The following is a 26,342-nucleotide window of genomic DNA, read 5'->3' on the forward strand; positions in this document are numbered from 1 at the left end:
CATGGCACGTGATTTGGCGCGTCGCGCCCAGCAGTCCGTCGCTACCCAGGGCCGCGGCGACGAGGACTCGCTGCAGGTCAAGATCCAGAAAATGGAGAAGTCGTTTCAGCTGGCCATGCCGCGCGGTGTCGAGGCCACCCAGTTGATCCGGGACGCGTTGACCTGCCTGCAGGTGAACCCGAAACTCGCCGAGTGTGAGCCGAAATCGGTGCTCGGCTCACTGATGACGTGCGCCCAGTTGGGTCTTCGTCCGGGCGTTGGGGCGCTCGGGCAGGCGTACCTGCTGCCGTTCTGGGACAGCAAGACTCGCGGGCAGAAAGCCCAGTTGGTCATCGGTTACCAGGGGTACGTCGAACTCGCGCACCGGTCGGGCCGCATCGCCAGCATCCATGCCCGCACCGTGTACAGCAACGACTACTTCGAAGTCGAATACGGTGCCGCTGAGGACAAGTGGATTCACAGACCTTGCATCGACGGTCCGCGGGGCAAGCCGATCCTGTTCTACGCAGTGGGCCGCACTGTCGACGGCGGGTATTCGATGACGGACCCGATGACGGTCGCCGACATGGAGGCGTACCGGGACAGGCACGCGACGGCGAAGAACCGTGACGGCAAGGTGTTCGGCCCGTGGGTAGACCACTTCGAGGCGATGGCGCACAAGACGATGGTGCGCAAGCTGATGAAGCTGTTGCCGAAGTCGACAGAGGCTCAGCGGGCGATCGCGCAGGACGAGGGTGTGCGGCTGGATCTGTCGCCGGATGCGATCAACCAGACGCCGGACTTTATCGACGGCGAGGTGGACGACTCGCCAGTGGAAAACGAGCAGGTCGTGGACGGTCAAGCGACCGAGACCATGATGGCCACCGAGGATCAGCTGGACCGCATGGCGCAGATCCAGAAAGCCGAGAAGTACGACTCCGACGACGAGTGGTTCTCGTACCTCGGTGATGCGGCTGGGGTGAAGGCTAGGCGTACGGCTGATATGACGTACGACGAAGCCGCCGCGGTTATTTCGCTGTTCGACGGGCCGGGCGCATGAGTCTCACGTACGAGCAGGCACTGAGCCTGGTCCATTGCGCCGCGTGCGGTGTGCCGTTCGGCATGACGGCCGACATGGAGCAGCGGCGTCGCCAGGACCACGCGAATTTCTACTGCCCGGCCGGTCACAGGAATGTGTTCAACGGCAAGAGTGAAGCGGAGAAGCAGCGCGTGCTGGCGTTGCGGCTGGCCGAGAAGTTGTCGGATCGGGACGAGTTGTTGCGGGCTGAGCGGAAGTCGCACGCGGTCACGAAGGGGCAGTTGACGAAGGCACGCAACCGCATCGCGAAGACCGCGGAGGCTGCGCAGTGACGTGGGCCGAGGCAGCCGTGTGGGTCGCGCTATTCGTCGTCTTCGGGTGGATCTACCGATGACGCTCACCCCCGCCGAGCACTACCAGCATGCTGACGCTCTGCTCGCGGAACTGGCTGAGGCTAAGCCGGAGGCGTTCCGGTTCCCGTTCGTGCAGGCGAAGGTGGCGCGCGCTCAGATCCACGCCCAGCTCGCCCAATCCCCGTGGTGGCCCGGACTAGTCGACGAGCCGGACTATGCCGACTTTGACGACCTGGACCCCGGTTCCCAGCGCCACCGGATCACGCAGCTGATCCTTGGCCGCCACCCCATCGACACCCGCAAGGCCACAGGCGACCGCCTGTAATCCCCATCCTCGGAAAGGAACAAGCATGGGCATCACTGTCCAGACCACGAAGCTGATCGACATCCTGTCCGACGCGTTGCAGACCGCCAGCAACGACGTCGGCGGCGTCCACCTGACCACCACGAGGGCGCCCTGGCGCGACGAACCCAGCGACGTCGACCTGCTCGCCGCATCGTCCACCAACAGGTACGTGCTCGGGCACACGTGGATTCCCTGCGATGGCCGCATCGACCCCATGGTGTGGCCGTGCGAGTCCGTCGCCAACGTGCTGTCGCTGATCAAGTCATGGAAGAAAATCAAGGGCGACCAGCACACCGTCGACATCAGCCTGGTGCTCGCCGATCCACCGGAGGACGGCAAGGACGACGAGCACCCCGGCTGGACGGTCACACTCGCTGAGACGCCAGCATTGTTCGACTCGGACAATGAGTTTCAGTTCCACGCGCACCACGAAACGAAGTTCCCGATCAGCATCGTGCACCGGATCGGCACCGACACGTTCGTCACGAAAGAGGACTACGCCGAGGTACCGCTGACCCTTTGGTCGGCGACAGTGCTGGCTCCGCTGGTGGCCGTAGCCAGGCGCCGCAACATGCAGATCCAGATGTTCCGGTCGCCGACTCGACTGCTGCAGATCGTGCAGATCGGCGACACGTGGATCGGCATCGCGATGCCGGGCACGCCTGTGCCCGGCGATGCGACGGACGGCCCCAGCATCGAGCCCGTCCTGGCCGCTGACGCCGATCTGGTTGCGGCGCTGCGCGACATGAAGGCGAGCGGTGTGTCCGTGTCGGTGGAGAACCCACAGACGGAGCTGGGCGGGATCATCGCCGACGCCGCCGCGAAGGTGAGCGACCAGTGACCGCCCCGACACTGCCAGGGGCCGACGCCTCGGTGCGGTTCTTCGTGCCGGGGAAGGCCGCCCCGCAGGGCAGCAAGCGGCACGTCGGGCGCGGCATCTTGGTCGAGTCGTCGAAAGAGGTTGGGCCGTGGCGTGAACGCGTCGCCCTGGCCGCGCACCAGGCGATGGCTGGCCGGCCGCTGTTCGGCGGCGCAGTGACGGTGTCGCTGAACTTCGTGATGCCGCGCCCGAAGTCGGCGCCGAAGACCAGGACCCCGGCGGCGGTGAGAAGGCCGGATATCGACAAGCTCTCGAGGGCCTGTCTCGATGCCTTGACGGACGTATGTTTTTCCGACGATTCGCAGGTCATCGGCCTATCCGCGTACAAGCGGCTCGCTGAGATCGGGGAGACGGCGGGCGTCGAGATCCGAGTGGAAGGCGACGAACTGTGATGCTGCAGTGGACATCCCACGACCACATCATCGGCACCCAGACCGCGGTTGGGATGCGCGGCGTGTACAGCGTGCAACGAGTCGGCCCGGAGTGGATCCTGCAGGGCCAGGGCCACGACGGTCTCACGATGCTCGCCATCCCGGTCGAGGGGAAGGCGTTCGCGTCGCTGGACTCGGCGAAGACGTGGGCCGGCGAACTGGACCGCGTCAAAGCCGTTGAAGCCCAGGCGAGTGGGTGCTGATGGCGACCGTTCGGGAGTTCCTGCGCGACAGCATCGCCGACATCATCGCGGCATTGGATGAGCACGAGGCCGGGCTGTACGACCGGCAGACGCCCGTGATCTACCGGTGCCAGTGCGGATTCCGTGGCCACCAACAGGAGTGGGAGCAACACGTCGCGGAACGCATGGCCTGCAAATTCGACGACCAGACGGAGCTGACCCTGCTATGAACACCTGCGAAGACCAGTCCGAACCGCTCGGTGAGAGCCCCGATGTCCCGGCCCGGTACGACGCCGGCATCGGCACCGTTCTGGCCGCGATAGACCGTGGCGCGACTCTGGGCATCCTTTCGGCCGCCGATGAGGTGTTGGCCACTAAGCAGCTCGCCGAACGACAAGGCCGGGCGATCAACGCTGTTCGGGAACTGCACACCGAGTCGACCTATTGGAAGAACTGCTGCGAATGCCATGACTCGTGGCCCTGCGCCACCATCCGCGCGATCGACGAGGCGTGCGCGTGATGGGCTCATTGGACGATCGCAAAGTCGAGATTGTCGACACCGATGAGACGGGTCTTGCCATCCTCGTGTACCCGGACGGCAAGACCCGGTTCCGCACCGATCAGTCCCTGGCGTGGGTCGCGGAAACCCTGCAGACGCTCACCGATTCGGTGCGCGCCAAGATCGAACGCGAGGCCCCGAAATGCTGACCCTCACCGATCTGTTCTGCGGCGCTGGGGGATCGAGCACCGGGGCCATCGCGGTCCCTGGCGTCTCGGTCCGGATCGCGTCGAACCACTGGGATCTCGCGGTGGAGACGCACAACACGAACCACCCCGACGCGGATCACCTGTGCGCGGATATCTCGCAGACCGACCCACGAAGGTTCCCACGCACCGACATCCTGTGGGCCAGCCCCGAGTGCACGAATCACAGTGTGGCCAAGGGCAAGAAAAAGCTGATCCAGGCCGACCTGTTCACCGAGGAACCGCCGCTGCCGGACGAAGCGGCCGAGCGGTCCCGCGCCACCATGTGGGATGTGCCGCGGTTCGCCGAGGCGCATGGCTACCGATCGATCATCGTCGAGAACGTCGTGGACGCGATCGAGTGGGCGCCAGAGTGGTCACCCGACAAGGGCTGCCTGTTCCGGTCCTGGCTGTCCGCGATGGACAACATGGGCTACGACCACCAGATCGTGTTCCTGAACAGCATGCACGCGCAGCTGCTCGGCCTCGGGGCCCCGCAGTCCCGCGATCGGATGTACGTGTTGTTCTGGCGCCGCGGCAACCGGCGGCCCGACGTCGAACGCGTCACCCGGCCTGAAGCTATTTGCCCGAAGTGCGGCCCGGTGCGGGCAATGCAGGCGTTCAAACCGGGCGGGTCGCCGAAGGCGAACTACCGCCGCCAGTACGTCTACCGATGCCCCAACACGTCGTGCCGCAACGCGACTGTCGAGCCCAGCGTCCGCGCTGCTGAGGAGATCATCGACTGGTCGCTGGAAGGCAAGCTGCTCTACGACCGGCCGCTGAAAAAGTTCGTCATCAAGGCCACAGGCGAAGAGGTGTGGTTGCCGCTCGCACCGTCGACGATGGAACGCGTCCGCGCCGGCATCGACCGCTATTGGTCGCCGCTACTGGTCCCGGTGGAGGGGCGCGCCGGTAAGCACGCCCAGCCGGTGTCGTCGCCGTCGCGGACGATGACGACCCGCAACGAGACAGGGCTGGCGTTCGTCGCCGAGCTGCGCGGCGGCGGGTCTGATGCCCGACAGGTGACCGATCCTCTGGCCACGGTTACAGCGTCGGGCAATCACCACGCTCTGGTGACGACGTTCTACGGCAATGGAGGCACTGTGCGGGCGGCCAGCCCGCTGCCGACGGTGTCGACGGTCGAGAAGCACGCGTTGATCATGCGGAACAACACCGCGCGCGGCGACCAAGGGCAGATGACCACGCCGGCCGCTGAGCCGATCCGGACCGTGACGACGACGGGCCATCAGTCGCTGCTGACCGCGGACCAGCCGACCGTCGACCTGCGTGATGTTCGATTCCGGATGTTGGAGCCCAGGGAAATCATTGCGGCGATGGACTTTCCGTCCGACTACGTGGTCTTGGGTGATCGTCGGGAACAAGTGAAGTTGGCCGGCAACGCGGTGACGCCGCCGGCCGCGCGGGATCTCGTCGGTGTCGTGGCCGAGTCGCTCGGGGTGGTCGCGTGACCGCCCCGCCGATGGCGTACTACGGCGGCAAGACACGGCTGGCCACGAAGATCGCCGCGCTGCTGCCGGCGCACGAGCACTACGTTGAGCCGTTCGCGGGAGGCCTCTCCGTTTTGCTCGCGAAGCGACCGAGCCGGATGGAAACCGTCAACGATCTCGACGGTCTGCTGATGACATTCTGGCGAGTACTCCGCAACCAACCAGAGCAGCTGGCCCGGGCGTGCGCGCTCACCCCGCACTCGCGCGCCGAGCACGCACTTACCCGCGGCGCGATCCTTGACGGGCTCGACGACGTCGAGATCGCCCGCCTCGTGTGGGTGCAGATCACGCAATCCCGTGGCGGCACCATGCGATCTAGTACCGGGTGGAGGTATTACGTAAACCCGGGCGGCAACTCGACCGGCATGCCGGGCTACCTCGCCGCCTACGTCGACCGGATGGCCGCAGCTGCCGAACGTCTCCACCACGTCAGCCTGGAGAGCAAACCAGCCCTCGAAATCATCGCGGCCTACGGTTCGCACCCGAAGTGCTGCCTGTACGTCGACCCGCCATATCTCGGCGCCACGCGCAGCACACGAGGTGGCGGCAACGGGTACCGGATCGACATGCCAGAGCACAGCGACCACGTCGAGCTGCTCTGGGCGCTCATGGCTTGCCAGGCGTCGGTGGTGCTGTCCGGCTATCCGTCCGACCTCTACGAGACCGCGCTCAAGGGATGGGACCGCATCGAGATCCCGCACATGACCGGCCAAGGCAATGGCGCCAATCAGGGCCGCACCGAAGTGATTTGGTCGAACCGGCCGATCAGCGATCAGCGATCACTGTTCGACGTCGACGGGCGCACGTCATGACGGTCGATGAGTTGGTGGCGGTCCTGCGTGTTCATCAGGGCCCGTTCTTTCATGGCACGCACACGCGGTGTGGGTGTCGGCGGATCGTGCAGACCGCCGACGAGTGGACCCGGCACGTAGCCGAGGAGATCCAGCGCGCTTCAGGGGTATGCGCGTGGTGTTCTGCCCCGGCGTGTGGCGACGCGCTTCACAACGACGGGTGTCGCCATCCATCCTGCGGCGCGGCAGATCACGGACAGGACTTCCGGTCGTGACCGCGGAATCGATGTTCCGACACCGTTATAGACGACGCACCACCGGATCAACCAGGAGGACACGATGAGCGACCCAGCAGTCGAAGCCGCACAACGGGCCGAACAGGCGTCGGGCTGGTGGAAGTCGGGCCACTCGACGCCATGGGATGCGGGTTACGCCGTGGACGCTGCCCGTGAGGCGTTGCGGCCGATACGCGAACTGCACCGCGAACTATCCGTGTCCGCACTGGACGAGGACGCCGAGGTCGAGCACGGGATGCGCCTCGTGCTCGACAACCTCGCACCACTGATCTATTCAACCGAGGAGCTGATGGAACGATGAGCGACAACACCGGCATCGAATGGACCGACGCCACATGGAATGTCGTGATCGGATGCGACAAGGTGAGTCCGGGCTGCGACCACTGCTACGCGATCCGCACGGCGCACCGGATGCAGTCGAATCCGAACCCGAAGGTAGTCGAACCGTACGCGGGCACCGAGTCTGGTGGTGAGTGGACGGGACGCGTCAATCTCGTCGAGGATCGGCTGTCGTTGCCGCTGCAGTGGAAGCGCCCGCGGCGGATCTTCGTCAACGCGCAGTCCGACCTGTTCCACGACCAGGTGCCCGACGAGTACATCGCGAAGGTGTTCGCGATCATGCTTCTCGCGCAACGCCACACCTTCCAGGTGCTCACTAAGCGCCACGGTCGGATGCGGTCGCTGCTGAACAGCCACGCCTTCTGGACGCGCGTCCTCTACGAAGCGCTCGACCCCGGATTACCGGCCGGAGATCGTGACGGGCTGCAGCTCAGCCTTCACTACCTGCCAAACGTGTGGCTCGGCGTCTCCACCGAAAACCAGCAGTGGGCCGACATCCGCATCCCCGCGCTGCTCGACACCCCGGCCGCCGTCCGGTTCATCAGCGCCGAACCACTTCTTGGACCCATCGATCTGCTCAACGTCGCGCGCCGCAATGTCCTCACCGGGGTGGGCAATCGGATCGCGATGACCACGCTGCGGTCGCCCCGGGAGACGCACATCATCACCCCCGCATGCCTCGACTGGGTGATCACCGGCGGTGAGTCGGGGCCAGGTGCGAGACCCGCTCACCCGCAATGGTTCCGCTCGATTCGAGACCAATGCCAGTCGGCTGGCGTCGCGTATCTGCACAAGCAGCACGGCGAGTGGATCGAGGACGTCACCGAGCACCCGGCTGATCCCGAGCTTGGCATCGATGAGCCCTATCGGGTGCTCAACGTGCCGAGTGATGCCAAGAGTGGCAACCGGTGCGCGATGCACCTGTCGGGCAGCATGGCGCTGACGCCTGATAACCCGTTCAACCCGTTCCGCGCCGGCCATGGCGGCTGGACCGCGATGCGCCGCGTCGGCAAGACCCGCGCTGGTCGCGTGCTCGATGGACGCACCTGGGACGAGTACCCGGGGGTGGCGGGGTGATGGATGAAATCGTGTGCGCGCTCTGCGATCACCCGCGGGACGACCACGGCGACGGTGTGGTGCACACCGGCTGCTGCCACCTACCGCCCGGGGCGCGACTCGACGAGATGTGCGACTGCCCCGGGTTCGAGCAACCCGCCGACGACGAAGTGGAGGACTGATGGCTCGGCTGATGTCGGTGTCGCTCACCGAGGCGCAGGTGGTCGCCCGCACCAAGGACGTGACGCGCCGCATGGGGTGGCTGATCCTCAAGCCCGGCGACCGTTTGACCCTGTGCCGCAAGGTGATGGGCCGCCGCAAGGGCGAACCGTTGGTGCGGATCACCGATGTCGAGGTGGTGTCGGTCCGGCGGGAACCGCTGAACCACATCGACCTCGACGACGTTGCACGCGAAGGCTTCCCCGAGCTGACACCCGACGAGTTCTTGCGGTTCTTCTGCGACTCCCACAAGGGCTGCCGGCCCGACTCGATGGTCACCCGAATCGAGTGGCGCTATGTCTGAACTCGACCTCGATGAACTCGAAAACGCAACCCGCGGACTGGTGTACATGTCCGACGGCACCCGGGCGAGCGAGAAGCTGGGCCGCATCGTCGACGCGCACCGACTGCTGATCGCCGAGGTGCGTCGCCTGCGCCCGGCACTCATCGAGACCGTGGAGCAGCTCGACGCGCTGCCTGACCGCAGCATCGTCCACGAGTCGCACCGCGACGTCGCATGGATGAAAGACGGTAGATACACGCCCAATGAACCGTGGTGGGCGACTGGGGCCGAAGTCGAGGAACCGGCGACCGCCATCGTGCTGCCCGTGCGCGTGCTCTACACACCGGAGCTTGACAGGTGAGCGCCTCGAGCGACCTGCTCGCTCAGCTCGAGCGGCACTACATCAAACCCTCGGCGCCGATGCCTGGCGGCGTGTTCCTCCCCGAAGTCGGGCAGAACGGCGGATGGGGCAACGGCAGCCGCTGCGACGCCATCTACGTCGGATTCACCAGCAGCAGCGGCCGAATCCTCATCGGCCACGAACTCAAGATCAGCCGCAGCGACTGGCTCAACGAACTGAACAAGCCCGGCAAGGCCGACGCCTGGGCCGACGAATGCCACGAATGGTGGCTCGTCGTCAACGATCCCGCGATTGTGCACGACAGCGAACTACCCGCCGGGTGGGGCCTCATGAGCCCGTCGCCGCGGTCGAAGAACCGCATGCAGGTCCACACCCAGGCCCACCGCAAGGACCCCCGCGTGCACCGGCCGGCGTGGAATGCGGTGCGCAGCATCATGGCCCGCCAGGACACACTGCGCGCCCAGGCCGCCGAGGCCTTGCGCCGCGACGCCCGCGAGGACGCGCGCCGCGACTTCGACAAGCAGGTGCAGGCTGCCGTCGACCGCCGCGTGGCCGCCGGTGGCCTGCACGACGCCGCCCAGATCCGCGAGCGCCTCGCCCAGGTCGAACAGGCACTTGGCGCCAAGATCGATTTCACCGCCGGCGCGACTGATCGGTCGTCGGGTCGGTACGGGTGGAGCGGCGAGGTCACGCTCGCGCAGATCCGCGAGATCGCCGCAGCGGTCCGGGCGTTCGGCGACGTGCAGCGCGCGGTGTCGGCGCTGACCGACCGGTGGGCCAACCCCGTCAAGAACACGCAGGGCGCACTCGACCGGCTCGGCGCGGCGCTCACCGAACTCGGCAAGGCCGGCCGCCCAGCGAAACCACCACGGCCAGCACCAGGCTCGGCAGCTGCGGAGTCTCCACCCGCGGGTGCCCGGCCGTCATCGGACCTGTTCGACGAGATCCCGCTATGAGCTCCGCGCCCGCGCAGCCCGACGATGCCGGCGAGCCGTGCCCGACGCCGGAGAAGCGCACCTACCGGTCGAAAGCCAAAGCCAACCGCTACCAACGCCGTCGTCGGCCACCCGCCGGGGAGAAGAAAGACCGGCTCTACCCCTACCTGTGCCCCTGCGGCGAGCACTGGCACCTCACCCACCAATCACCCGCGCAGCAGGCGCGTATCGCTGCCCGCATCGCCGCGCAAGCAGCAGCCGCAGCCGCTGCCCAGGCCGCACGAGACGAGGAGCGCGAAGCCTCATGACCACCACCGACCCGACATGGCGCGCCCGCGCCGGATGCCGCGATGAAGACCCAGAGCTGTTCTTCCCCAACGAAGCCGACGACGCCACCCGGGCCCGCGCCAAGGCCATCTGCGCCACCTGCCCCGTCGCCTTCCAATGCCTCGCCGACGCCAACGCCCGACGCGAACGCCACGGCATCTGGGGCGGATTCGAACGCACCGACAAGGGCCGCGCCCAACGACCAGTCGGCCGACCACCCAACGGGGGCCACCGCATCAGGAGTGGCGCCCAATGAGCGACCCGAAGATCCGCCTGCTGTTCACCCGCGCCCAACTCATCGCCATGAAACGCTGCGCCGACTGCGGATGGCACCCACCAACACAGGGCCACCATCCCGACTGTCCCACAAAGGAACCCGAGCCTGCACCAGTCGGCTCTACCGTCCAACCCCGACCATGAGCCGCCAAGCCCCACCAGGAGCCGAAACGATGACGGAACGTCGCTGGGCGACCGAAGGCGAAGCCTCAGACCACGCACGCGTCAGCGGAAACACGTTGCGCCGCTGGCGCGCCCAAGGCCGCATCACCGGCTACAAAGTCGGTCGCACCGTCCGCTACGACCTCAACGAAATCGACGCCATGCTCACCGCCACCACCACCGCAGAGGCAGCAGCACAGTGACCACCCGCGAATACGCCAAAAACCTGTTCTCCCAGTGGTCCGACGAAGATTTCTGCGACCAACCCATCTTCGACAAGCTGTTCTTCCAGGTGCTCAACGGGCAGCGTGCCGTCAACGCGGCCGGCATCCAGCCCATCAACTTCACCCGCTGGCGCAAGGCCATGCGCGACGGCGACCGGCTCCCGGCCGTCGAGGACCTGCAGGCCGCACTCGTGCGGATGGAGCGCCGCGGCTACGTCTTCACCGACGAGGACGCGGGGGAGGTGTTGATCAGGTCGAGGATCCGCCGCGACGAACTCGATAAGCAGCCCACCATGTTCCTCGCCGCCCTGCGGATCTTGGCTGTGATCGACTCCCCGAAGTTCGCTGCCGTGCTGGCCACCGAGTTGAACCGGATGGACGTGCCGGACGTCAAGGGCGACAAGGACTATGCGAAGCGCCTCCGGGACTCGCTCAACCAGACGTACGTCACGGCCCGAACGCACCTGAAAACCCTGGCCGACGGTTACCCGCAGCCGTTCCCTGAGCCGTTCGAGGGAGTCACCCCGGGACCCTCCCACGGACCCTCCACGAGACCCTCCCCGGGAGGGTCTGCGGGACCCTCCCCGCGACCTGGGGAAACAGGACCCACCCCGGGACCCTCCCCGAGACCCACCCAGGGACCCTCGGGTTCTGGTTCAGGTTCAGGTTCACTCACCTCCCTAGGTGGTTACGTTGGGGAACGCGCGCGAGCAGCCGAAACCGCCGACACCGAGCCCAACGGCCCCCGCAACGACCCCCCAATAGCCGCAGCACCACCGGACGACACCGACGACCCCGAGCCGCCTCGCCGCTGCAAAACCCACCGCGCACTCCCCGCAGACGCCGAAATCCCCGACTGCCCCCACTGCGGACACTTCCGCAAGGCCCACGAGCGCTGGACCGAACGCCATCGCACCGCCCACGCGCAAGCACAGTCCGCCGCCGCCCACGCACGAGCCGCACTCATCGCCGAAGCCATCCACGCCTGTGACCTATGCGACCCAGACGGCTACGTCCACGGCAGCACCCACATCGTCTGCAACCACAACCCCGCCCAAGCCGACACCAACGCCCGCGGCATGGCAGCCGTCCGCGCCGCCCTCACAACCCGAACCACCACCACCGACCCAGCCGAGGAAGCACAGGCCGATGCGTGACCCCTACGACCCCCACGCCGACGAACGCCAAGCCACCGGCCCCACCGCCGACCAAATCTGGGCATCCGAACAAAACCGCCGACGCCACGCCGACCGCCTCCACGCCATCGCCAACTGCCCGCTCTGCGACACCGACGGCTACCGAGACACCCACGTCTGCGACCACACCGACCACCGCGCCGCAGCACGACGAGGCATGGCCCAAATCCGAGCCGCCCTCAACCGTGACGAAACGCGTGACGAAACACCCCCGCCAGGCACAACCACACCAGAAACCCCCCAAACGCAGCCCCACGGCCACGCTGGGCCTCAAAAAACACGCCTGTAATTCATCCCCGACGCCCAAAAACCGCACAAACCAAACCGGACCACAGTCCACCAACCAGCACCCACCCAACAGAAAATCCACACCATGCCCCCAGTCATGAACCGCAAAGCCAGCAACAAACGCTGCGAACAAGCCTGGGAACTGCGCTGCTCCGGACGAACCTGGAGCGAGGTCGCACGCGAGGTCGGCTACAACTCGCCCCAGGCCGCACTCAAGGCCGTCAAGAGCTGGCTGGAGAAGAACCCGCCCGACGAGCTCGAGACGATGCGGCGGGCGTCGGGCGACATGCTGACCCGCGGCATCGACAAGCTGTTCAAGGCCATGGAGGTCGCCGAGCAGCGAGGCGAACTACGGACGTTGGCCGAGCTGGTCAAGGTGGCGTTCGACGGCATCGACAAGCGCGCGAAGCTGCGGGGCGAGTGGGTTGCGGTTCCGACGCAGGTTGACGTGACGGTGACGCAGACGATGACCGAGATCCTGACCGACACCCGCGCTCGGCTGCTCGATGCGATCGACGCCGAGGTGGTCGAACTGCCGGCCGAACGGAGCGAAGCATGACCACTACCGAGCAAATGAAGGCTGCCGCGAAGGCCGCGAAAAAGGCCGGCGTGGACGCGGCGATGTCGCTGGCCGAGGACATCGCTACGGGCCGGCTCGACCCCGCCGCGCTCGACGCCGCAGCGGCCGCTGAGGCTCGGGCACTGTTCGCACGCGTCGAGGGCCCCGACGATCCGCTGTGGGAGCTGCATGTGGACGTGGCGCGCCAGGTGCTCGCTGTCGGTGGTGGCATCCCGGCCGGTGAGCTTGCGGAGTGGCTGGCGGTCACCAGGGCGGCCGAAGGCGTCGAGGCTGAGCCGGACGCCGACGCGGGGGACTGGACGGCGGAGGCGTGCGACGAGGTACTGGCCTGGCCGGATAGTGGTGTCGCAAAACTAAAGCAAAGCGACAGCACTGAGGACACGCCCGACCCCTAGCGTTTCCGCAGGATGGAGTTACGCAAAAGTCGCCGCAAAACTGGATAAGCAATATTGCGTTTTGCGATACTTTTGCGATAGTCTCTAGTCGTGACCAAGACCCGCCCCCAGACCACCACCGACGAAGTCATCGCCGCCATCACCGCGGCCGGCCTCGACTACCACGACTTCAAGTGCGAGTACGCCGCCAAGCTCACCGCTCACTATCCGGTGTGGGTCGCCATCGCCGAGATGGCACGCACCGACGCCGCCAGCATCGCGGCCTGGAAGATCAGCGGCCGCCCCGACCCGTACACCACCGCGGTATGGCTCGGGGCCGCTTGATGTCGGGCGCGCTGCTCGGGTACGCCCGTGTGTCGACAGGTCACCAGTCCCTCGACCAGCAGGCCGACGCGCTCGCGGCGGCCGGCGTCGACGCTGATCGGGTCTACAGCGACAAACTCACCGGCACGTCGACCCGCGATGAACGACCCGGCCTGGCCGCCCTGCTGGACTACGCCCGGGAGGGCGACACCATCGTGGTCGTTGGCATCGACCGCCTGGGCCGCAACGCCGCCGAGGTGATGCTGACCATCCGGGATCTCGGGCAGCGGGGCATCGTGCTGCGCAGTCTGCGTGAGGGCATCGACACCTCGAACGCGACAGGCCGCATGATCGCCGGGGTGCTGGCGTCGCTGGCCGAGTTGGAGTTGGAGCTGGGCCGGGAGCGGCGTGCCGCTGCTCGGGAGGCGCGGCGGTCGCGTGGGCAGCCGATCGGCCGACCGCGGGCGCTCACTGACGCGCAGGTGGAGCAGGTGTTGAAGCTGCACGCTGCGGGGGAGCAGGTCGCGGATATCGCGAAGTCGTTCCGCGTGGGGCGTGACACGGTGTATCGAGTGATCCGCGCAGCAGCGGACGAATCAGAGTCGGAGGGTATGTGATGGGTGACGTGAACGTGACGTTCTTCGTGCGGTACGAGGTGTTGCTGGGTGACGGGGAATGGACCGCCAGAGAATTCGGCCCGGTCAGTGACGAGTCGGCGGCGCATGCGTTCTTCGAGGACCAGGTTTACGGGACGGGGCCGCAGGTGCGGAACACGGAGATTGTGCGTCGTGAGGAGCGGGTGATCCAGGCGCAGGACGGCGCTGCCGGTGGGTGAGCCAGCGCGGTGCCCGCGGTGCATGGCAGTGCTCGAATTGGTGGGCCCGGACGCTGCGGGTGTGGTGCGGTGCGCGGGATGCGGTGACGACGTGACGGAGTTCGTGAAAGCTCAGATGGAGTTTTACGAGGCCATCATTCAGGTTGGTCGTCGTAGGCGTCGGGCTGAGCGGTGGCGTCAGCTCCAGATCGGGGCGGTGGTGCTGGTGGTGCTGCTCGGTCTGTTTCCGGCGACGCGGCCGGTGTTGTTGCCGTTGGCCGCGTTTGGTGTGGGTGTGTGGATGGTTTCGGGGTTGTGGCGGCTGTTTACGGGGCGTCTCTGACCTGCAATCCAATTTGTCTAGCGCGCTTGACTAGAAATAGTCTAGCGCGCTAGACTAAAGTCATGATCGCACCGGCGCCCACCCGAGAAATCGTCAAGCAGCTCAAAGACGCGCGCTTCACCAAGCGTGACGGCAAGGGCAGCCACACCGTGTGGACCTGCCCGCACGGCCGCTACAGCGTCTCGGTGGACACCGGAGGTCGGACCATCAGCCCGGGCGTGCGCCGCCAGGTCAACAACGTGATCGATCGGTGCGCAACCGACTGCAAGGACGAGGAGGACTGAACATGCACACCTACAAGGTCAACGTCACCCGCGACGACAAGTGGTGGATGATCACCGTGCCCGAGCTCGACGGGTACGTGACCGCCGACGGTTCGATCAACCTCTCCGACACGACTCAGGCGCGCCGGCTCGCCGACGTCCCCGGCCAGGCGCTCGACTTCATCTGCACCGTGGTCGATGCCGCTCCCTCGGAAGTCGGTGTGGAGATTTCGATCAGTGTCGACGACATCGACGTGACGGCTATCGCTGACGAGGTGGCCAAGGAGCGGGAACTGGCGGAGCGGCATGCGGCCGCGGCTCAGGAATACGCCAAGACGTTGGCCCGCAGCCTCTCGGCGCACGGGGTGGCGGTGCGCGACGTCGGTGAGGTGTTAGGCGTGTCGTTTCAGCGCGCGCAGCAGTTGATCTCGGCTTAGACACCGTCTTTGACGTTTGCGTCACGCAAGTGCGCGGTCGACGCTAGCGTGTGGTCGCTGCGGCAAGGTGTCGCGGCGGAGAGGGGAACATGGCTGATTTGACGGAAGAAACGCGGGACGCGTTGTTGGCGGCGATCAAGAACCGCGCTGCGACTGAGAATGCCAAGGGGTTGGAGTCGCTGGCAGTGGCTTTCGCGTTCACAGTTGGGGCGTACAGGCAGCGCGTCCCGGGCTACACCCCGTCGTCGTAGCCGATCGGAGCACCGGGGCGTGACACTCTTCGCGGGTGTCCGCCCCGGTTGCGTTGTTGACGGCTGTTCGCCACGTGCGGGCCATCCGCGCCCAACGTCGGCCGGCGACCCCTGCGGAGCTGGCACGTCGCCTCGACCCGAAATTTCGTGTGACGCCCACGATCCGGCTGCTGTCCGACCTCGCGGTCCGGTCCGTCAACGAGCCCGACGAGCGCGACGCAGTGTCGACGCCGCCGCGGACCGGCAAGTCGCGGATGCTGGCCATCTGGACGTCGGTCTGGGCGCTGATGCAGAACCCGGACCTCGAAATCGTGATCGTGTCCTACTCGGATGAGCTGGCGCAGGTGCATTCTCGTGAGGTCCGCAAGATCATCAACGAGCACGGCGACTTTCTCGGCTTCCGGTTGGCGCGGGACAAGACGGCGGTTGGTCAGTGGCGCGTCGAGGGCCACGAAGGCGGCGTCCTGGCGACGGGCATCAACTCGGGTGTGACGGGTTTCGGCGCGGATCTGATGATCATCGATGACCCGGTTAAGGATGCGGCGGAGGCGGATTCGAAGGCGCACCGCAAGCGCGTGCTGAACGAATTCCAGTCGACGTTGTCGACGCGTGTGCACCCGGGCGGCTCGATCCTGTTGGTGATGACCCGTTGGCATGAGGAGGATCTGGCCGGCGCGTTGTTGAAGCAGGATCCGAAGCGGTGGCGGCGCACCAACATTCCCGCCGTGAGCGACGCGAAGATTCCTGACGCGTTGGGTCGGCCGCCGGGTGTGGCGATGATCTCGGCGCTGGGCTACACGGCAGCGGATTTCGCGGCGACGCGCCGCATGGTGGGGGAGCGGGTGTGGTTCGCGCTGTATTGCGGGGAGCCGAAGACCCCGGCGGGCAGCTTGGTGAAAGCGGCGTGGTTGGACGGGTGGCGGTTGCCGGTGGCGCCGGCGCGGCCGGTGTTCACGGTGGTGGCTGTGGACCCGAGCGATTCGGGTGAGGGCGACTCGTGCGGTTTGGTGGCGACGTCGATGACGGCTGGCGGTGTGGTGGCGATGATCGCGGACATCTCGGCGCCGATGACGTCGGACGCGTGGGCCGTGGCTGCGGTGGACCTCGCGGTGAAGGTGGGGGCGAGTCAGATCACGGTGGAGGGGTTTTCCGCGCGGGAGACGTATGTGCGGGTGGTTCGGGCGGCGATCGGGCGGGCGGTCGAGGCAGGCACGTTGGGCCGTGAGATTCGGGTGACGTCGTGGCCGCCGAAAGGCCGCGCGCGGGTGGGGGATGCGGTGGCCCGTTCGGCGGCATTGCTGCAGGCGCTGGAAACCGGAACCTGCCGTCTGGCGGGGCATTTCCCCGATTTCGAGATCAAAGCGGTGGCGTGGCAGGCGGGCCAGCATCAGCCGGACAACCTGGCAGCGCTGGTGATTGGCCACGATGAATGCGTGCATGCCGCTGGCCTGGAGTGGGACATGGCGGCACCGCTGACCGAGGGCCAGGGCGCGGCGTCGGACGGGCCGGAGCGCGGTGGCTCGGTGGTGAGCATGGACGATTGGATGTCGCGCAAGATCGGGTGACGTCTGCGGCGAACACGGCGCACTGTGTGGAGTTGGGGCTGATGTCCGCCGGGTCCGCAAGCACGCCATACTGCCAAGTGTGGACGACACAGAGTATCTCGCATCACCCGCTGGCCAGGCGTACTACAACTTCCATGAGTTCATGGAGAGGGTCTTTCACCTCACCAACATGGCAAAATCTGGTATTGGAATTACTAGCGGCTTAGGAATGTTATTTATTAGGGCCCTATCTAAAGATGATAAGTACAAAGACGAACTCAAACGGCTCGAAAAGGTTGCCAAAGACCCACTTCTTCACTCAATGTCCATAATGGCCGCTTGGGGAGCCTTCGATGCGTTCATTGATGACTTCTGCAAAGGAGTGTTAGCTGCCGATCCGTCGTTACTGGAAGATAAAGACATAAAGAACAAAAGTGTAAAGGTTCACCACCTTCTAGCGCCGCAGGAAGTCAAGCTCGAATTGGTCTATGAAGCAATCAAGTCCAGCATCGATACGCGCAAGGTCGAAGAACGCGTCGAACAGACCCTCGGATTTCTCAATCTCAATACACCGCAGACAGCGTCGTCAATCACAGCGGCATTCGTCGACTCGTACAAGATTCGAAACGTATGGGCGCACAGTTCCGGAAGAGCCGACGCGAAGTTCGTCAAAGAAGCGAGGCACCTTGGATTCAATGTCGGTGATGAAGTCTCACTGACGTTGGATCAGACAACTCATTACGTCGGTGCCATCTGGTACTACGGTCTGGCAGTTAATAACCGACTGAGGCTCAAATACAATTTGGAGCCAGCAATCCTTCTAACAGATGCTGTAGGCGCAAAACTAAAACAAGACTTCCATAAAATGTACCCCCAGTATCCCCACATAAAGCAAACTGGAACTGGACCCGGCTGGTGGGCCGAGACACCCGAGGAGATGGAGCAGACACGGCTCGCGTCAGAAGCTGCAGCGAGCGCGGCCGACGCTACCCCGGACTCTCCACCAGATGCGTCAAGGCCAGTGTCGGATGCACCTTCGCCAACTCCTCCAGATGGGGAAGAACCCCCAGCTGGCGCCCGTGGCCAAGGCGACTAGCTGACGTAGCAAGCCTTCGCCCTTCACCTATGCAGTGCTGCGGGTCACTCGCAGCGTAACGTTTTGGGTGTCAACATGTTCCGTGCGCACAGCTCACTGACTGGTGGGCTTACGGTGGCGTTCGTGACGCAGCCTCCACGCTGGCAGCCTGATGAGCACATGGTTGCCGCGGTGCTGTCGACGCCGAAAGCCTCGCGGAAGATGACGGAGCTGTCGGACGCTGACCGGGCCTGGCTCGTCGCCGGTCTGACGCTCGCTGGGGTGACGGCGCAGGACATCGCCGACCGTATGTCGTGCTCGCTGCGGTTGGTGCGGTCGATCCGCGCGGAGGACATCACCCAGATGGCCGTCGTGGCGCAGACCGAAACGCGTGCGCTCGGTGACGATCTGCGCACTGAGCGTTGCGATCACGCGTTGACCCGCCGGAATCTGGCTGAGGCTGAGGCGGAGCTGGAGCGACTGCGGGCCCAGTTCGATCAGGTCGTCGACGCCCACATGACCGGCGAGTTGAAGACCTTCCCGAGGTGCGGGCATCCGATGGTGCCGTACAACACCTACGAGCACGGCGGCCGGAAGTGGTGCCGGACCTGTGGCCGGAAGCGGAAAGCTGAGAGCCGTAGGGCATTAGCTGCCGTCTGACCTGCGGTGTCCTCACCGGTTGGGACAGTTTCACCCCTGCTACATAGCGTCCCGGCCCATGAATCTTAGTCTCGGACAATCCATTCTGATTCTCGTCGTCTACGTGCTGGCCGTGATGCGGCTCGTGCGCCTGGTCAACTTCGACACCGTGCTGGACCCGTTGCGGATTCGGATCGCACGCCGGGCCCAGACCGCGAAGTTGGCCGGTGAAGAGGCGGAGGTGAACATGCAGCCCATCGCGGCGGAGCTGCATCTGCGGACGATGGCGCGGTGGAACACTCTGGCGTACTTCCTGGGATGCCCGTGGTGCGTGGGGTTTTGGCTGTCGCTGGCCACGGCAATCTTGCCGGTGTGGCTGATCGGGTGGCCGTGGTGGGCGGCGTTCGGAGTCGCGTTGGCCACCAGCCACCTCGTCGGGCTGGCGGCGCCGTTGACGGCGGACGAGGACATGGAGATCGTCGAGAACGCCGAGTAAACACCCAGCTTGGCTACCGTCTCGCTCGTGGCAGCTCCGGATTTGCGCGTCGTTCGACGCCGTAAGGGCACCGCGCTGGTCGCGTCCGGTGCGCGTCCTGTCGCGCTGACGGCAGCCAGCGCACCGGTGAGCGACCCGAGCAAGGTGTTCGGCGCCGCGACGATGGGGCGCCGCAACAACTGGCAGGCCGACGCCTGGGAGATGCATCGGCAGGTTGGTGAGCTCGGCTATTACGTGCGGTGGCGCTCCAAATCGTGCTCGCGGGTGCGGCTCGTCGCGTCGGAGATTGACCCCGACACTGGGTTGCCGACCGGCAGCATCGATCCCGACAACGCGGAAGGTATGCGGTTCGCGGAGATCGTGCGCGAGATCGCCGGCGGACCGCTGGGCCAGGCGAAGATCATCAAACGCGCCACCGAGTGCCTCACAGTGCCCGGCGAGCACTGGATCGCGATCCTGATGCGGCCGGCGGCGGGCTGGGCGGATGGTTCACTGCTGCCTGAGCGGTGGTTTGTGGTCACCCGCAAGGAAATCGAAAAGGGTGCGCGGCGCAACAGCGTCGTAATCAAACTGCCGGACGGGTCCAAGCACGAGTTCGACGCCACAGCCGGGGATGGCATCTTTCGGGTGTGGAATGAGGACGCTGAGGACGCATCCGAGCCGACGTCGCCAGTGCAGGCTTGCATGGACCCGCTGCGTGAGATCGTCCGTACGACAAAGAAGATCCGCAACGCCGACAATTCGCGGCTGCTGAACAACGGTCTGCTGTTCGTGCCGTCGGAGGCGAGCCTGCCGGATTCGCAGGCGCCGGTGTCGGCGGACAAACCGTCCGGGTCACCGACGCCACCAGCTCGCCGACAGGGTGTGGCGGAGAAGCTGCAGCACATGATCGTTCGTGTTGGTGAGACGGCAGCGAAGGATCCGGACAGCATGGCGGCCTTGGTTCCCGTCGTGGTCGCGGCGCCGGGTGAGCACCTGTCGAAGATCCATCACCAGGAGATCGGCAAGGACGTCACCGACACGGCGCTTAGGACGCGCACGGAGGCGATCGCGCGGCTCGCGATGGGCCTGGACATGTCGCCGGAACAGTTGCTCGGGCTCGGCAACTCGAATCACTGGTCTGCGTGGCTGCTGTCGGACAACGATGTGCAGCTGCACGTGTCGCCGGTGCTTGAAACGATCTGCCAGGCGATCTATGACAATGTGCTGCGCCACATGCTGGTCGCGGCCGGGATCGATCCGGACAAGTATGTCCTGTGGTACGACGCGAGTCGCCTGACCGCCGACCCGGACAAGACCGACGAGGCCCGCGACGCGTTCGACCGCGGCGCTATCACGGCCGAGGCGTTGGTCCGTCAGTACGGGTTGCCCGATGACTCGCTCTACGACTTCTCGACCCTCGACGGCTGGAAACAGTGGGCGCAGGACAAGGTTTCGCAGGATCCGACGCTGTTGCCGACGTTGTTGCCCCTGCTCGACGAGAGTGTGCAGGCGATCGACTTCCCTGAGCCGCAGCCTGCGTTGCCGCCGGCCGACAACCAGCAATCCGATGACGAGTCGGGCGCTGACGGGCAGCAGGAACCGGCCACCGAGGACAACAGCGGTGACCAGGCGGCGGGCCTGCGTGGCGATGTCGAACTGGCCGTTGTGGACCTACTCGTCGGCCGGGCACTGGAGTTGGCGGGCAAGCGGCGTGTCCGGACGAACGACCGGGTGCAGCACGCGCGCCTGCGTGACGTCGCGACCCGGGACTATCACCGGTTCATGCCGCCGGTCGACGACGGTGAAGTCGGCAGGTTGATCAAGGGATTTGACGATGTGCTCGACGGTGATTTCGCCGCGGCGCACGGTCTGGACCCTGAGCGCGTTCGGGCGGCGGTGCGGCGTATCGCGCGGCGCGAGCTCACCGCCCAGGTGGTCGACGGGCAGGTGGTCTGATGGCCGAGATCGACAAGACACATCCCGGCAGCGTCCGCGCCTACGTGGGGAACGCCAACGCCGCCTACTACACCGAGAGTCGCCGCGTCCTAGTCGTCGCCGACAGTGGCAGCTTCGCCGACGCGCTGGCCGCGTTGAAGGCACTTCGGGACGAGGTGTGCTGATGTTCTTCCCTGGGCGTGATGAAGCGTTGTCGCACACCATCAAGGCGGAGACGGCGATCAGTGACCTGTACGCGGAGGCGATCCGCCGGTGGGCACCGGATGTGCAGGCCGCGGTGCTGCCGTCGCTGACGGCCGCGGCCGCGGGAGAGCAGCTGCCGCCGGACCCCGATGCTGTCGCGCAGCAGCAGCCGTCGTGGGAGACGGCCGCCACGGCGGTGATCGTCGCCGGTCTTGCGGTCCTGTGGGCGGTCGCGGTCTACGAAACCCTGTCGGGCCTCGCTGGCGTCGTTCCCTCGATTGGCGGCGACGGCGGCGACGAGCGTCCACCCGTGCCCGACATCGACGACGCGGTGATCGACATTATTTCGGCATCGGTGCGGCAGTCCCGCGCGGAGGTGAACGACGCTGTCGCATACGTGCAGGCCACACCGTCGCTGGCCGCCGCACGCGACGATCTCCTGTCCTCAAAACGTGAGGACATTTTCACCAGCACCCCGAAAGCGGTGCGCGCCAAGGTCACCGCGGCGATCTCCGACCCGGTGCTGACGGTGTCGGTGATCCCCGAGGATCGGTCCGCGGTGCTGCAGGCGGAGGCGGCCAAGGTGCTGCAGCCGTCGTCGGCTGTGATGCGGGAGATCGCCCGCGGCGGCGGGTACCAGGCGGCTGGCGTGATGAACCACGCTGTCGTCGCCGCGGCGGTGGCCTCGGCGCGCGAGTCCGGCGAGGAACTGGAAAAGACGTGGATCTGCACGATCGACGGGAAGACGCGGCCGACGCACTGGGCTGCTGACGGGCAACGGGTGCCGCTCGCGGGGCGCTTCACCGTTGGCGCTGACCAACTGTTCGTGCCCGGTGACCCGGCGGGCTCGCCGGCCGAGGTGAAGAACTGCCGTTGCCGTGTCGGCATTCTCGCCGCCGACGAGGAGATTCCCGACGAGGTGGACCGGCACACCGAACGTCTCAACGGTCGCGACAGCGTGCAGGTCAACCGTCAAGGCAGCCAGGCCGACGAGATCCGGCGGCGGGCCGACAGCGGGAACGTCCGGGCCCGAGACGATCCGAACGGCATTGGGCAAGTGGCATCCGGCGGCTGGGCCGCACCAAGTGAACAGGAGTACGACATGACGACCCCAGTGATTGGCGGACCCACCAAGGCCGAACTGTCGGCCTTCGCCGCCGACGGTGGCGACACCACCGACGCGGAGACCTATCTGACGTTCACCGACGCACTGTTCGCGGTGACCGGCACACCCACCGACGACCGCCGCATGCTCGCCGCGGACATCGAGCTCTCGATGCGCGACACCCCGATGCCGCTGCAGTGGTGCGAGAAGATGGAAGGCGGCCACTACGGATCCGTCACCGTCGGTGTCATCGAGGCGATCGACTTCAAGAACGGCCAGGTGCTCGCGTCGGGCTACATGCTGAACAACGAGAACGCGCTCAAGGCGATGGATCTCGTCGCGCACGGTGTGTGCAACCCGTCGGTCGACCTGGCCAACGCCACCGCGACGTGGACCTACGAAGACGGCACGATCGTCACGGACGAGAATTACGACCCAGAACTGCCGATCTATGAGACGGTCACCGAGGCCACGCTGACGGCGGCGACCATCGTGGCGATCCCCGCGTTCGGGCAGACGCGCATCGCGCTGAACGCCGACCGGGAATCCCGGGACACGGCACTGGTGGCATCAGCCGCCGCGAAATTCCAGCCCCGCGTGTACGACCCGGCGTTGTTCTCCGATCCGAAGCTGACTGGGCCGACGCAGCTGACGATGGACCCCCAGACAGGTCGGATCTACGGGCACATCGCGGATTTCAAGGAAAAGCACCGCTCTGTCGGGCTGGGCCACATCTCGCCGCCGCACTCTCAGACCGGGTACGCGCACTTTCACACCAGCCCGCCGGTGCACCTGTCCGACGGCAGTCACCTGCCGGTCGGCCGGCTGACGGTGGGCATCGGCCACGCTCCCACGAGCGGGGTGAGCAACGCTGAGGCGCAGGCACACTACGACAACGCTGAGGCGTGCTTCGCGCTGGTCCGTGCGGGTGAGGATGCGCACGGCATCTGGGTGTCGGGTGTCGCGGCGCCGTGGGCCACGCCGGAGAAGATCGAAATGGGTTTGGCGGCACCGCTGTCCGGTGATTGGCGTCCGTACGGTGGTGCGCTCGAACTAGTCGCCGCGCTCGCGGTGAACACTCCAGGGTTCCTATGCCGCGCCACGACCGACTCGCGGGGTAACCCGCTGTCGTTGGTCGCGTCGATGTCGCCGCGGTCAGGCGCGCCGGCGCGGCCGGTGCTGTCGCGGGAGGACATCAAGGCGGCCGTGGCGGAGGCGCTGGCCGACTCCCAGCAGGCTGCGGAACTGGCGCAGCGCCGTGACGCCGTGTTGGCGCGGGCTTTCGCCGCAGTTGGTGATCCGCCTGCTGAGCTGACGCCAACGGAGCGAATCGGTCAGATGCTCGCGGGGCGTGCCTGATGGGGTGCAGCTGCAGAGGCGGTCGGCGTGCCGGCGCCAAGACGTCGACGGGCTCGACGGTGCAGGGCTACGAGTACACCGCGCCGGACAAGACGGTGAAGACGTTCCTGATCTATCTGGAAGCGAAGAAAGAGCAGCTCCACAACGGTGGCGGCACGATCAAAACGATCACCAGCAGCGTATAGGTATCCGACCAGACGGCCCCCGGTTTCACCCCGGGGGCCGTCTCGTGTTCTGGGTTGCTGCACGGTGCCCTCTTACTGTCCGGCGCCAGAGAGTTCCTGCCATGCGCTATGTGCCGGGGAGCGATCGGAAACAGGCAGTACCCCTTTTGATCCGAGACAGGAGCCATTGCAGTGAAGTTCACGACGCTGCCCGATCAGCTGCCCGCCACCGTCACCGAATTGGAAGAACTGGCCGCGGCTGTCGCCGCCGAGATCAACGTCTTCCAGGCCCGCTATGCGGCCGGTGACGAGTTCACCGAGGACGAAGTGGCCCGGTTCGAATACGTCACCGAGGCGCACGAGAAGGTCACCGCGGAGTGCGACACCCTCGCCGCCGCCGAGCAGACCCAGGCCGACAAGGTGAAGGGCCTGATCGAGCGTTCGACCAGTGCTACCAAGAAAGCCACCGACCCCGCACCGGCCGCCGACGCCGATGCGGAATCCGGCACCGAGGCAGAAGCGCCAGCCGCCGACGCCGACACTGCCGCTGCTCAGGTGGTCGCGGAGGCTGAGGCCGCGACAGCGAAAGCCGCCGAGTCCAGTGCTGCTGTCACCGCCGGCGCCGGGGTGAGTTTCGGTGGCGCCGTCCGCAATAACGACATCCCAGCTGACGCCCCTGCCACCGAGTTGCCGAAGCGCTGGCGGATGCTGCCGTCTGCGCCGAAGTACGCCGAATTCGGTGGCTCGTCTGGCATGGTCAGCACCCGGGAGATCGCCGAGGCGATCGAGTCGGTGCAGCCCGGTCAGCGGACCGGCAAGCAGCAAACCGGTTCGAAGGTGTTCAACGGCCAGACGTTCGCCACGCAGGCGCTCGCCAAAATGGACCGCCCGCAAGGCAAGGTCATCGAGACCGGCGAGGACTTCTACGCCGAACTGGAACGCATCGCCGCCGAGATCCCCGGTCGCGGCAAGGTTTCCGCGCAGGCGCTCGTCGCCGCCGGTGGCTGGTGCGCACCATCGGAGCAGCTGTACGACTTCTGCCCCACGCCTGCCGCTGGCAATCTGCTGTCACTGCCGGAGATCGCGATCAAGCGTGGCGGTATCCGGTTCCCCGCTGAGCCGGACTTCACCGCGCTGCAGACCGGGTTCCACTTCACTGAACCGCAACTGGAAGCCACCGACGGCAACGGCAAGCCGACGGCGATCAAGAACTTCGTCGAGATCCCTTGCCCGGACGAAATGATCGAGTATCGCCTCGAAGCGATCGGCTGGGCGGTCAAGGCTGGCATCCTGCAGCGGCAGGCGTGGCCGGAGCTGATCCAGAAGTTCCTCGACGAGTTCCTGGTGAAGCACCAGTACCGGGTGTCGGCGAAGACCATCTTGAAGATGCTGGGCGAGTCGAGCGCGGCCAAGGTCGTCCCGACGGATGCGGTGCTCGGTGCCACCACTGGCATCCTGAACGGTTTGCACGTGCGGGCTCGGAACCTGCAGATCAAGACCCGTAAGGACACCATGGAAGGTGTTGCGCCGGTGTGGTTCCGCGACGTGCTGCGCGCCGATCTGGCGATGCGGGACGGCAGGGACATGCTCGATGTGTCCGACGCGCAGATCGACGCTTGGCTGGCTGTCCGAGGGATTTACCTGCAGTACGAAGGCCGTTGGCAGTCCCTCGGCGTCGGTCAGCCCGGACACTACGACACTTCGTGGTGGCCCGGCAGCGTCGACGTGATGCTGTACCCGGCGGGCACGTTCTTCCGGTCGCTGGACAACGTCATCACCCTGGGCGTCCAGTACCCAATCGAGCAGGTCCAAGAGAACCGCTACACCGAAGGGTTCCTCGAGGACTCGTTCCTCGTCGGAAAGCGTTGCGACCCGTCGCATCTGATCCGTATCCCGCTGTGCACCAATGGTGCGGTCGGTGCTCGCGAGACCATCGTGTGCCAGTCGGCCACGATCACCAAGACGGTGACCGTCGGCGGTGCCCCGACCGGTGGCGGCTACACGCTGAAGTTCGGCCCGCTGGGTGTCCCGTCGGCGTCGATCGCGAACAACGCGGCCGGAACCGCGATGGACTCTGCCCTCACCGGCATCGACGACGGTGTGACCGCGGCAGGCGACATCACCGTGGTGGGCAACGGCCCGGTCTACACGGTCACCTACCCGGCCAAGCTGGGCGACCTGCAGTTGGCCGCCAACAACCTGACCGGCGGCACCAACCCGAGCGTGACCGTCTCCTAG

General features: G+C 66.1%; 38 protein-coding genes. All 38 read left to right on the top strand.

All coding sequences use genetic code 11. The features are described 5' to 3' along the window. The first annotated feature begins 1 nt into the window (after position 1). The 38 genes from recT (at position 2) to BST13_RS05775 (ending at position 26,342) form a co-directional block, all read left to right on the top strand. Positions 2 to 1,039 (top strand): recombination protein RecT, encoded by a 1,038-nt coding sequence (recT, locus tag BST13_RS05600; RefSeq protein WP_083161515.1) that lies wholly within the window; start codon positions 2 to 4, stop codon positions 1,037 to 1,039. Then, entirely contained in the window at positions 1,036 to 1,350 is a 315-nt protein-coding gene (locus tag BST13_RS05605) for a hypothetical protein (protein WP_083161517.1), read from the top strand. Before recT ends, BST13_RS05605 begins: the two co-directional genes overlap by 4 nt. A 58-nt stretch (positions 1,351 to 1,408) precedes the next feature. After that, positions 1,409 to 1,696, top strand: a complete 288-nt coding sequence (locus BST13_RS05610) for a hypothetical protein (protein WP_083161519.1) — start codon at positions 1,409 to 1,411, stop codon at positions 1,694 to 1,696. A 25-nt stretch (positions 1,697 to 1,721) separates the two neighbouring features. Then, positions 1,722 to 2,558 carry a DNA translocase FtsK gene (locus BST13_RS05615; protein WP_232491050.1) on the top strand — a complete coding sequence of 279 codons (837 nt, stop codon included), beginning with the start codon at positions 1,722 to 1,724 and terminating at the stop codon, positions 2,556 to 2,558. Further along, positions 2,555 to 2,989 carry a RusA family crossover junction endodeoxyribonuclease gene (locus tag BST13_RS05620; protein WP_083161521.1) on the top strand — a complete coding sequence of 145 codons (435 nt, stop codon included), beginning with the start codon at positions 2,555 to 2,557 and terminating at the stop codon, positions 2,987 to 2,989. Before BST13_RS05615 ends, BST13_RS05620 begins: the two co-directional genes overlap by 4 nt. Further along, positions 2,989 to 3,231, top strand: a complete 243-nt coding sequence (locus BST13_RS05625; RefSeq protein WP_245839378.1) for a hypothetical protein — start codon at positions 2,989 to 2,991, stop codon at positions 3,229 to 3,231. The genes BST13_RS05620 and BST13_RS05625 overlap by 1 nt, the downstream gene beginning before the upstream one ends. Beyond that, positions 3,231 to 3,440 (top strand): hypothetical protein, encoded by a 210-nt coding sequence (locus BST13_RS05630; protein ID WP_211296018.1) that lies wholly within the window; start codon positions 3,231 to 3,233, stop codon positions 3,438 to 3,440. The genes BST13_RS05625 and BST13_RS05630 overlap by 1 nt, the downstream gene beginning before the upstream one ends. Further along, positions 3,437 to 3,730, top strand: coding sequence for a hypothetical protein (locus BST13_RS05635; RefSeq protein WP_083161525.1), 294 nt, complete (start codon positions 3,437 to 3,439; stop codon positions 3,728 to 3,730). Before BST13_RS05630 ends, BST13_RS05635 begins: the two co-directional genes overlap by 4 nt. Next, complete coding sequence (locus tag BST13_RS05640; protein ID WP_083161526.1) at positions 3,730 to 3,918, top strand: DUF7433 family protein; 189 nt, start codon at positions 3,730 to 3,732, stop codon at positions 3,916 to 3,918. The genes BST13_RS05635 and BST13_RS05640 overlap by 1 nt, the downstream gene beginning before the upstream one ends. Next, positions 3,912 to 5,423, top strand: a complete 1,512-nt coding sequence (locus BST13_RS05645; RefSeq protein ID WP_083161528.1) for a DNA cytosine methyltransferase — start codon at positions 3,912 to 3,914, stop codon at positions 5,421 to 5,423. The genes BST13_RS05640 and BST13_RS05645 overlap by 7 nt, the downstream gene beginning before the upstream one ends. After that, on the top strand, positions 5,420 to 6,274 hold the full coding sequence (locus tag BST13_RS05650; protein ID WP_245839380.1) for a DNA adenine methylase: 855 nt from the start codon (positions 5,420 to 5,422) through the stop codon (positions 6,272 to 6,274). The genes BST13_RS05645 and BST13_RS05650 overlap by 4 nt, the downstream gene beginning before the upstream one ends. Before the next feature lie 318 nt (positions 6,275 to 6,592). After that, entirely contained in the window at positions 6,593 to 6,850 is a 258-nt protein-coding gene (locus BST13_RS05655; protein WP_083161530.1) for a hypothetical protein, read from the top strand. Further along, a complete protein-coding gene (locus BST13_RS05660) occupies positions 6,847 to 7,965 on the top strand; it encodes a DUF5131 family protein (protein WP_083161532.1) in 1,119 nt (372 codons plus the stop codon). The genes BST13_RS05655 and BST13_RS05660 overlap by 4 nt, the downstream gene beginning before the upstream one ends. Further along, entirely contained in the window at positions 7,965 to 8,126 is a 162-nt protein-coding gene (locus tag BST13_RS39000) for a hypothetical protein (RefSeq protein ID WP_158087110.1), read from the top strand. Before BST13_RS05660 ends, BST13_RS39000 begins: the two co-directional genes overlap by 1 nt. After that, positions 8,126 to 8,467, top strand: coding sequence for an ASCH domain-containing protein (locus tag BST13_RS39655; protein WP_245839382.1), 342 nt, complete (start codon positions 8,126 to 8,128; stop codon positions 8,465 to 8,467). Before BST13_RS39000 ends, BST13_RS39655 begins: the two co-directional genes overlap by 1 nt. After that, complete coding sequence (locus tag BST13_RS05670) at positions 8,460 to 8,807, top strand: hypothetical protein (RefSeq protein ID WP_083161533.1); 348 nt, start codon at positions 8,460 to 8,462, stop codon at positions 8,805 to 8,807. Before BST13_RS39655 ends, BST13_RS05670 begins: the two co-directional genes overlap by 8 nt. Continuing rightward, positions 8,804 to 9,763: a hypothetical protein gene (locus BST13_RS05675; RefSeq protein WP_083161535.1), complete on the top strand. Its 960-nt coding sequence runs from the start codon at positions 8,804 to 8,806 to the stop codon at positions 9,761 to 9,763. The genes BST13_RS05670 and BST13_RS05675 overlap by 4 nt, the downstream gene beginning before the upstream one ends. Continuing rightward, the gene (locus tag BST13_RS05680) at positions 9,760 to 10,050 is read left to right on the top strand and encodes a hypothetical protein (protein WP_083161537.1); all 291 of its coding nucleotides are present in this window, start codon (positions 9,760 to 9,762) and stop codon (positions 10,048 to 10,050) included. The genes BST13_RS05675 and BST13_RS05680 overlap by 4 nt, the downstream gene beginning before the upstream one ends. Then, entirely contained in the window at positions 10,047 to 10,325 is a 279-nt protein-coding gene (locus BST13_RS05685) for a WhiB family transcriptional regulator (RefSeq protein ID WP_083161539.1), read from the top strand. The genes BST13_RS05680 and BST13_RS05685 overlap by 4 nt, the downstream gene beginning before the upstream one ends. A 193-nt stretch (positions 10,326 to 10,518) precedes the next feature. Next, entirely contained in the window at positions 10,519 to 10,710 is a 192-nt protein-coding gene (locus BST13_RS39005) for a helix-turn-helix domain-containing protein (RefSeq protein WP_083161541.1), read from the top strand. Beyond that, entirely contained in the window at positions 10,707 to 11,888 is a 1,182-nt protein-coding gene (locus BST13_RS05695; protein WP_083161543.1) for a hypothetical protein, read from the top strand. Before BST13_RS39005 ends, BST13_RS05695 begins: the two co-directional genes overlap by 4 nt. A gap of 412 nt (positions 11,889 to 12,300) precedes the next feature. Then, positions 12,301 to 12,774 carry a hypothetical protein gene (locus BST13_RS05700; RefSeq protein WP_158087111.1) on the top strand — a complete coding sequence of 158 codons (474 nt, stop codon included), beginning with the start codon at positions 12,301 to 12,303 and terminating at the stop codon, positions 12,772 to 12,774. Continuing rightward, positions 12,771 to 13,190, top strand: a complete 420-nt coding sequence (locus BST13_RS05705; protein ID WP_245839384.1) for a flagellar hook-length control protein — start codon at positions 12,771 to 12,773, stop codon at positions 13,188 to 13,190. The genes BST13_RS05700 and BST13_RS05705 overlap by 4 nt, the downstream gene beginning before the upstream one ends. A 90-nt stretch (positions 13,191 to 13,280) precedes the next feature. Continuing rightward, a complete protein-coding gene (locus tag BST13_RS05710; protein ID WP_083161547.1) occupies positions 13,281 to 13,514 on the top strand; it encodes a hypothetical protein in 234 nt (77 codons plus the stop codon). After that, positions 13,496 to 14,110: a recombinase family protein gene (locus BST13_RS05715; protein ID WP_083161549.1), complete on the top strand. Its 615-nt coding sequence runs from the start codon at positions 13,496 to 13,498 to the stop codon at positions 14,108 to 14,110. The genes BST13_RS05710 and BST13_RS05715 overlap by 19 nt, the downstream gene beginning before the upstream one ends. Beyond that, positions 14,110 to 14,328 (top strand): hypothetical protein, encoded by a 219-nt coding sequence (locus tag BST13_RS05720; RefSeq protein ID WP_142282730.1) that lies wholly within the window; start codon positions 14,110 to 14,112, stop codon positions 14,326 to 14,328. Before BST13_RS05715 ends, BST13_RS05720 begins: the two co-directional genes overlap by 1 nt. 91 nt (positions 14,329 to 14,419) lie before the next feature. After that, entirely contained in the window at positions 14,420 to 14,650 is a 231-nt protein-coding gene (locus tag BST13_RS05725; protein WP_142282731.1) for a hypothetical protein, read from the top strand. Positions 14,651 to 14,712: 62 nt separating this feature from the next. Beyond that, positions 14,713 to 14,934, top strand: coding sequence for a type II toxin-antitoxin system HicA family toxin (locus BST13_RS05730; RefSeq protein WP_083161555.1), 222 nt, complete (start codon positions 14,713 to 14,715; stop codon positions 14,932 to 14,934). 2 nt (positions 14,935 to 14,936) lie between these two features. After that, positions 14,937 to 15,350 (top strand): hypothetical protein, encoded by a 414-nt coding sequence (locus BST13_RS05735; protein WP_083161557.1) that lies wholly within the window; start codon positions 14,937 to 14,939, stop codon positions 15,348 to 15,350. 370 nt (positions 15,351 to 15,720) lie between these two features. Next, entirely contained in the window at positions 15,721 to 17,166 is a 1,446-nt protein-coding gene (locus tag BST13_RS05745) for a terminase large subunit domain-containing protein (RefSeq protein ID WP_095533431.1), read from the top strand. A gap of 79 nt (positions 17,167 to 17,245) precedes the next feature. After that, a complete protein-coding gene (locus BST13_RS38620) occupies positions 17,246 to 18,241 on the top strand; it encodes a hypothetical protein (protein WP_142282732.1) in 996 nt (331 codons plus the stop codon). Positions 18,242 to 18,364: 123 nt separating this feature from the next. Then, entirely contained in the window at positions 18,365 to 18,880 is a 516-nt protein-coding gene (locus BST13_RS05750; RefSeq protein WP_245839386.1) for a hypothetical protein, read from the top strand. A 58-nt stretch (positions 18,881 to 18,938) separates the two neighbouring features. Then, entirely contained in the window at positions 18,939 to 19,355 is a 417-nt protein-coding gene (locus tag BST13_RS05755; protein WP_083161563.1) for a DUF1360 domain-containing protein, read from the top strand. Between the two features lie 27 nt (positions 19,356 to 19,382). Further along, positions 19,383 to 21,293, top strand: coding sequence for a hypothetical protein (locus BST13_RS05760; protein ID WP_170064262.1), 1,911 nt, complete (start codon positions 19,383 to 19,385; stop codon positions 21,291 to 21,293). Continuing rightward, on the top strand, positions 21,293 to 21,457 hold the full coding sequence (locus BST13_RS39280) for a hypothetical protein (RefSeq protein WP_170064263.1): 165 nt from the start codon (positions 21,293 to 21,295) through the stop codon (positions 21,455 to 21,457). The genes BST13_RS05760 and BST13_RS39280 overlap by 1 nt, the downstream gene beginning before the upstream one ends. Further along, a complete protein-coding gene (locus BST13_RS05765; protein WP_083161960.1) occupies positions 21,457 to 23,940 on the top strand; it encodes a structural protein in 2,484 nt (827 codons plus the stop codon). Before BST13_RS39280 ends, BST13_RS05765 begins: the two co-directional genes overlap by 1 nt. Continuing rightward, on the top strand, positions 23,940 to 24,125 hold the full coding sequence (locus BST13_RS40155; protein ID WP_083161565.1) for a DUF7196 family protein: 186 nt from the start codon (positions 23,940 to 23,942) through the stop codon (positions 24,123 to 24,125). The genes BST13_RS05765 and BST13_RS40155 overlap by 1 nt, the downstream gene beginning before the upstream one ends. 171 nt (positions 24,126 to 24,296) lie before the next feature. Further along, positions 24,297 to 26,342: a major capsid protein gene (locus tag BST13_RS05775; RefSeq protein ID WP_142282733.1), complete on the top strand. Its 2,046-nt coding sequence runs from the start codon at positions 24,297 to 24,299 to the stop codon at positions 26,340 to 26,342.

Source organism: Mycobacterium aquaticum (assembly GCF_002086485.1).
GTDB classification, from domain to species: Bacteria; Actinomycetota; Actinomycetes; order Mycobacteriales; family Mycobacteriaceae; genus Mycobacterium; species Mycobacterium aquaticum.

Coding starts and splice junctions, on each gene's coding strand:
- BST13_RS05705 (WP_245839384.1), top strand. CDS start 12,771: ATGACCACTACCGAGCAAATGAAGGCTGCCGCGAAGGCCGCGAAAAAG.
- recT (WP_083161515.1), top strand. CDS start 2: ATGGCACGTGATTTGGCGCGTCGCGCCCAGCAGTCCGTCGCTACCCAG.
- BST13_RS05645 (WP_083161528.1), top strand. CDS start 3,912: ATGCTGACCCTCACCGATCTGTTCTGCGGCGCTGGGGGATCGAGCACC.
- BST13_RS39655 (WP_245839382.1), top strand. CDS start 8,126: ATGGCTCGGCTGATGTCGGTGTCGCTCACCGAGGCGCAGGTGGTCGCC.
- BST13_RS05765 (WP_083161960.1), top strand. CDS start 21,457: ATGTTCTTCCCTGGGCGTGATGAAGCGTTGTCGCACACCATCAAGGCG.
- BST13_RS05605 (WP_083161517.1), top strand. CDS start 1,036: ATGAGTCTCACGTACGAGCAGGCACTGAGCCTGGTCCATTGCGCCGCG.
- BST13_RS05660 (WP_083161532.1), top strand. CDS start 6,847: ATGAGCGACAACACCGGCATCGAATGGACCGACGCCACATGGAATGTC.
- BST13_RS05730 (WP_083161555.1), top strand. CDS start 14,713: ATGATCGCACCGGCGCCCACCCGAGAAATCGTCAAGCAGCTCAAAGAC.
- BST13_RS05670 (WP_083161533.1), top strand. CDS start 8,460: ATGTCTGAACTCGACCTCGATGAACTCGAAAACGCAACCCGCGGACTG.
- BST13_RS05755 (WP_083161563.1), top strand. CDS start 18,939: ATGAATCTTAGTCTCGGACAATCCATTCTGATTCTCGTCGTCTACGTG.
- BST13_RS05640 (WP_083161526.1), top strand. CDS start 3,730: ATGGGCTCATTGGACGATCGCAAAGTCGAGATTGTCGACACCGATGAG.
- BST13_RS05610 (WP_083161519.1), top strand. CDS start 1,409: ATGACGCTCACCCCCGCCGAGCACTACCAGCATGCTGACGCTCTGCTC.
- BST13_RS05735 (WP_083161557.1), top strand. CDS start 14,937: ATGCACACCTACAAGGTCAACGTCACCCGCGACGACAAGTGGTGGATG.
- BST13_RS05680 (WP_083161537.1), top strand. CDS start 9,760: ATGAGCTCCGCGCCCGCGCAGCCCGACGATGCCGGCGAGCCGTGCCCG.
- BST13_RS05625 (WP_245839378.1), top strand. CDS start 2,989: ATGCTGCAGTGGACATCCCACGACCACATCATCGGCACCCAGACCGCG.
- BST13_RS05685 (WP_083161539.1), top strand. CDS start 10,047: ATGACCACCACCGACCCGACATGGCGCGCCCGCGCCGGATGCCGCGAT.
- BST13_RS39000 (WP_158087110.1), top strand. CDS start 7,965: ATGGATGAAATCGTGTGCGCGCTCTGCGATCACCCGCGGGACGACCAC.
- BST13_RS05655 (WP_083161530.1), top strand. CDS start 6,593: ATGAGCGACCCAGCAGTCGAAGCCGCACAACGGGCCGAACAGGCGTCG.
- BST13_RS40155 (WP_083161565.1), top strand. CDS start 23,940: ATGGGGTGCAGCTGCAGAGGCGGTCGGCGTGCCGGCGCCAAGACGTCG.
- BST13_RS39005 (WP_083161541.1), top strand. CDS start 10,519: ATGACGGAACGTCGCTGGGCGACCGAAGGCGAAGCCTCAGACCACGCA.
- BST13_RS05615 (WP_232491050.1), top strand. CDS start 1,722: ATGGGCATCACTGTCCAGACCACGAAGCTGATCGACATCCTGTCCGAC.
- BST13_RS05700 (WP_158087111.1), top strand. CDS start 12,301: ATGCCCCCAGTCATGAACCGCAAAGCCAGCAACAAACGCTGCGAACAA.
- BST13_RS39280 (WP_170064263.1), top strand. CDS start 21,293: ATGGCCGAGATCGACAAGACACATCCCGGCAGCGTCCGCGCCTACGTG.
- BST13_RS05630 (WP_211296018.1), top strand. CDS start 3,231: ATGGCGACCGTTCGGGAGTTCCTGCGCGACAGCATCGCCGACATCATC.
- BST13_RS05720 (WP_142282730.1), top strand. CDS start 14,110: ATGGGTGACGTGAACGTGACGTTCTTCGTGCGGTACGAGGTGTTGCTG.
- BST13_RS05635 (WP_083161525.1), top strand. CDS start 3,437: ATGAACACCTGCGAAGACCAGTCCGAACCGCTCGGTGAGAGCCCCGAT.
- BST13_RS05715 (WP_083161549.1), top strand. CDS start 13,496: ATGGCTCGGGGCCGCTTGATGTCGGGCGCGCTGCTCGGGTACGCCCGT.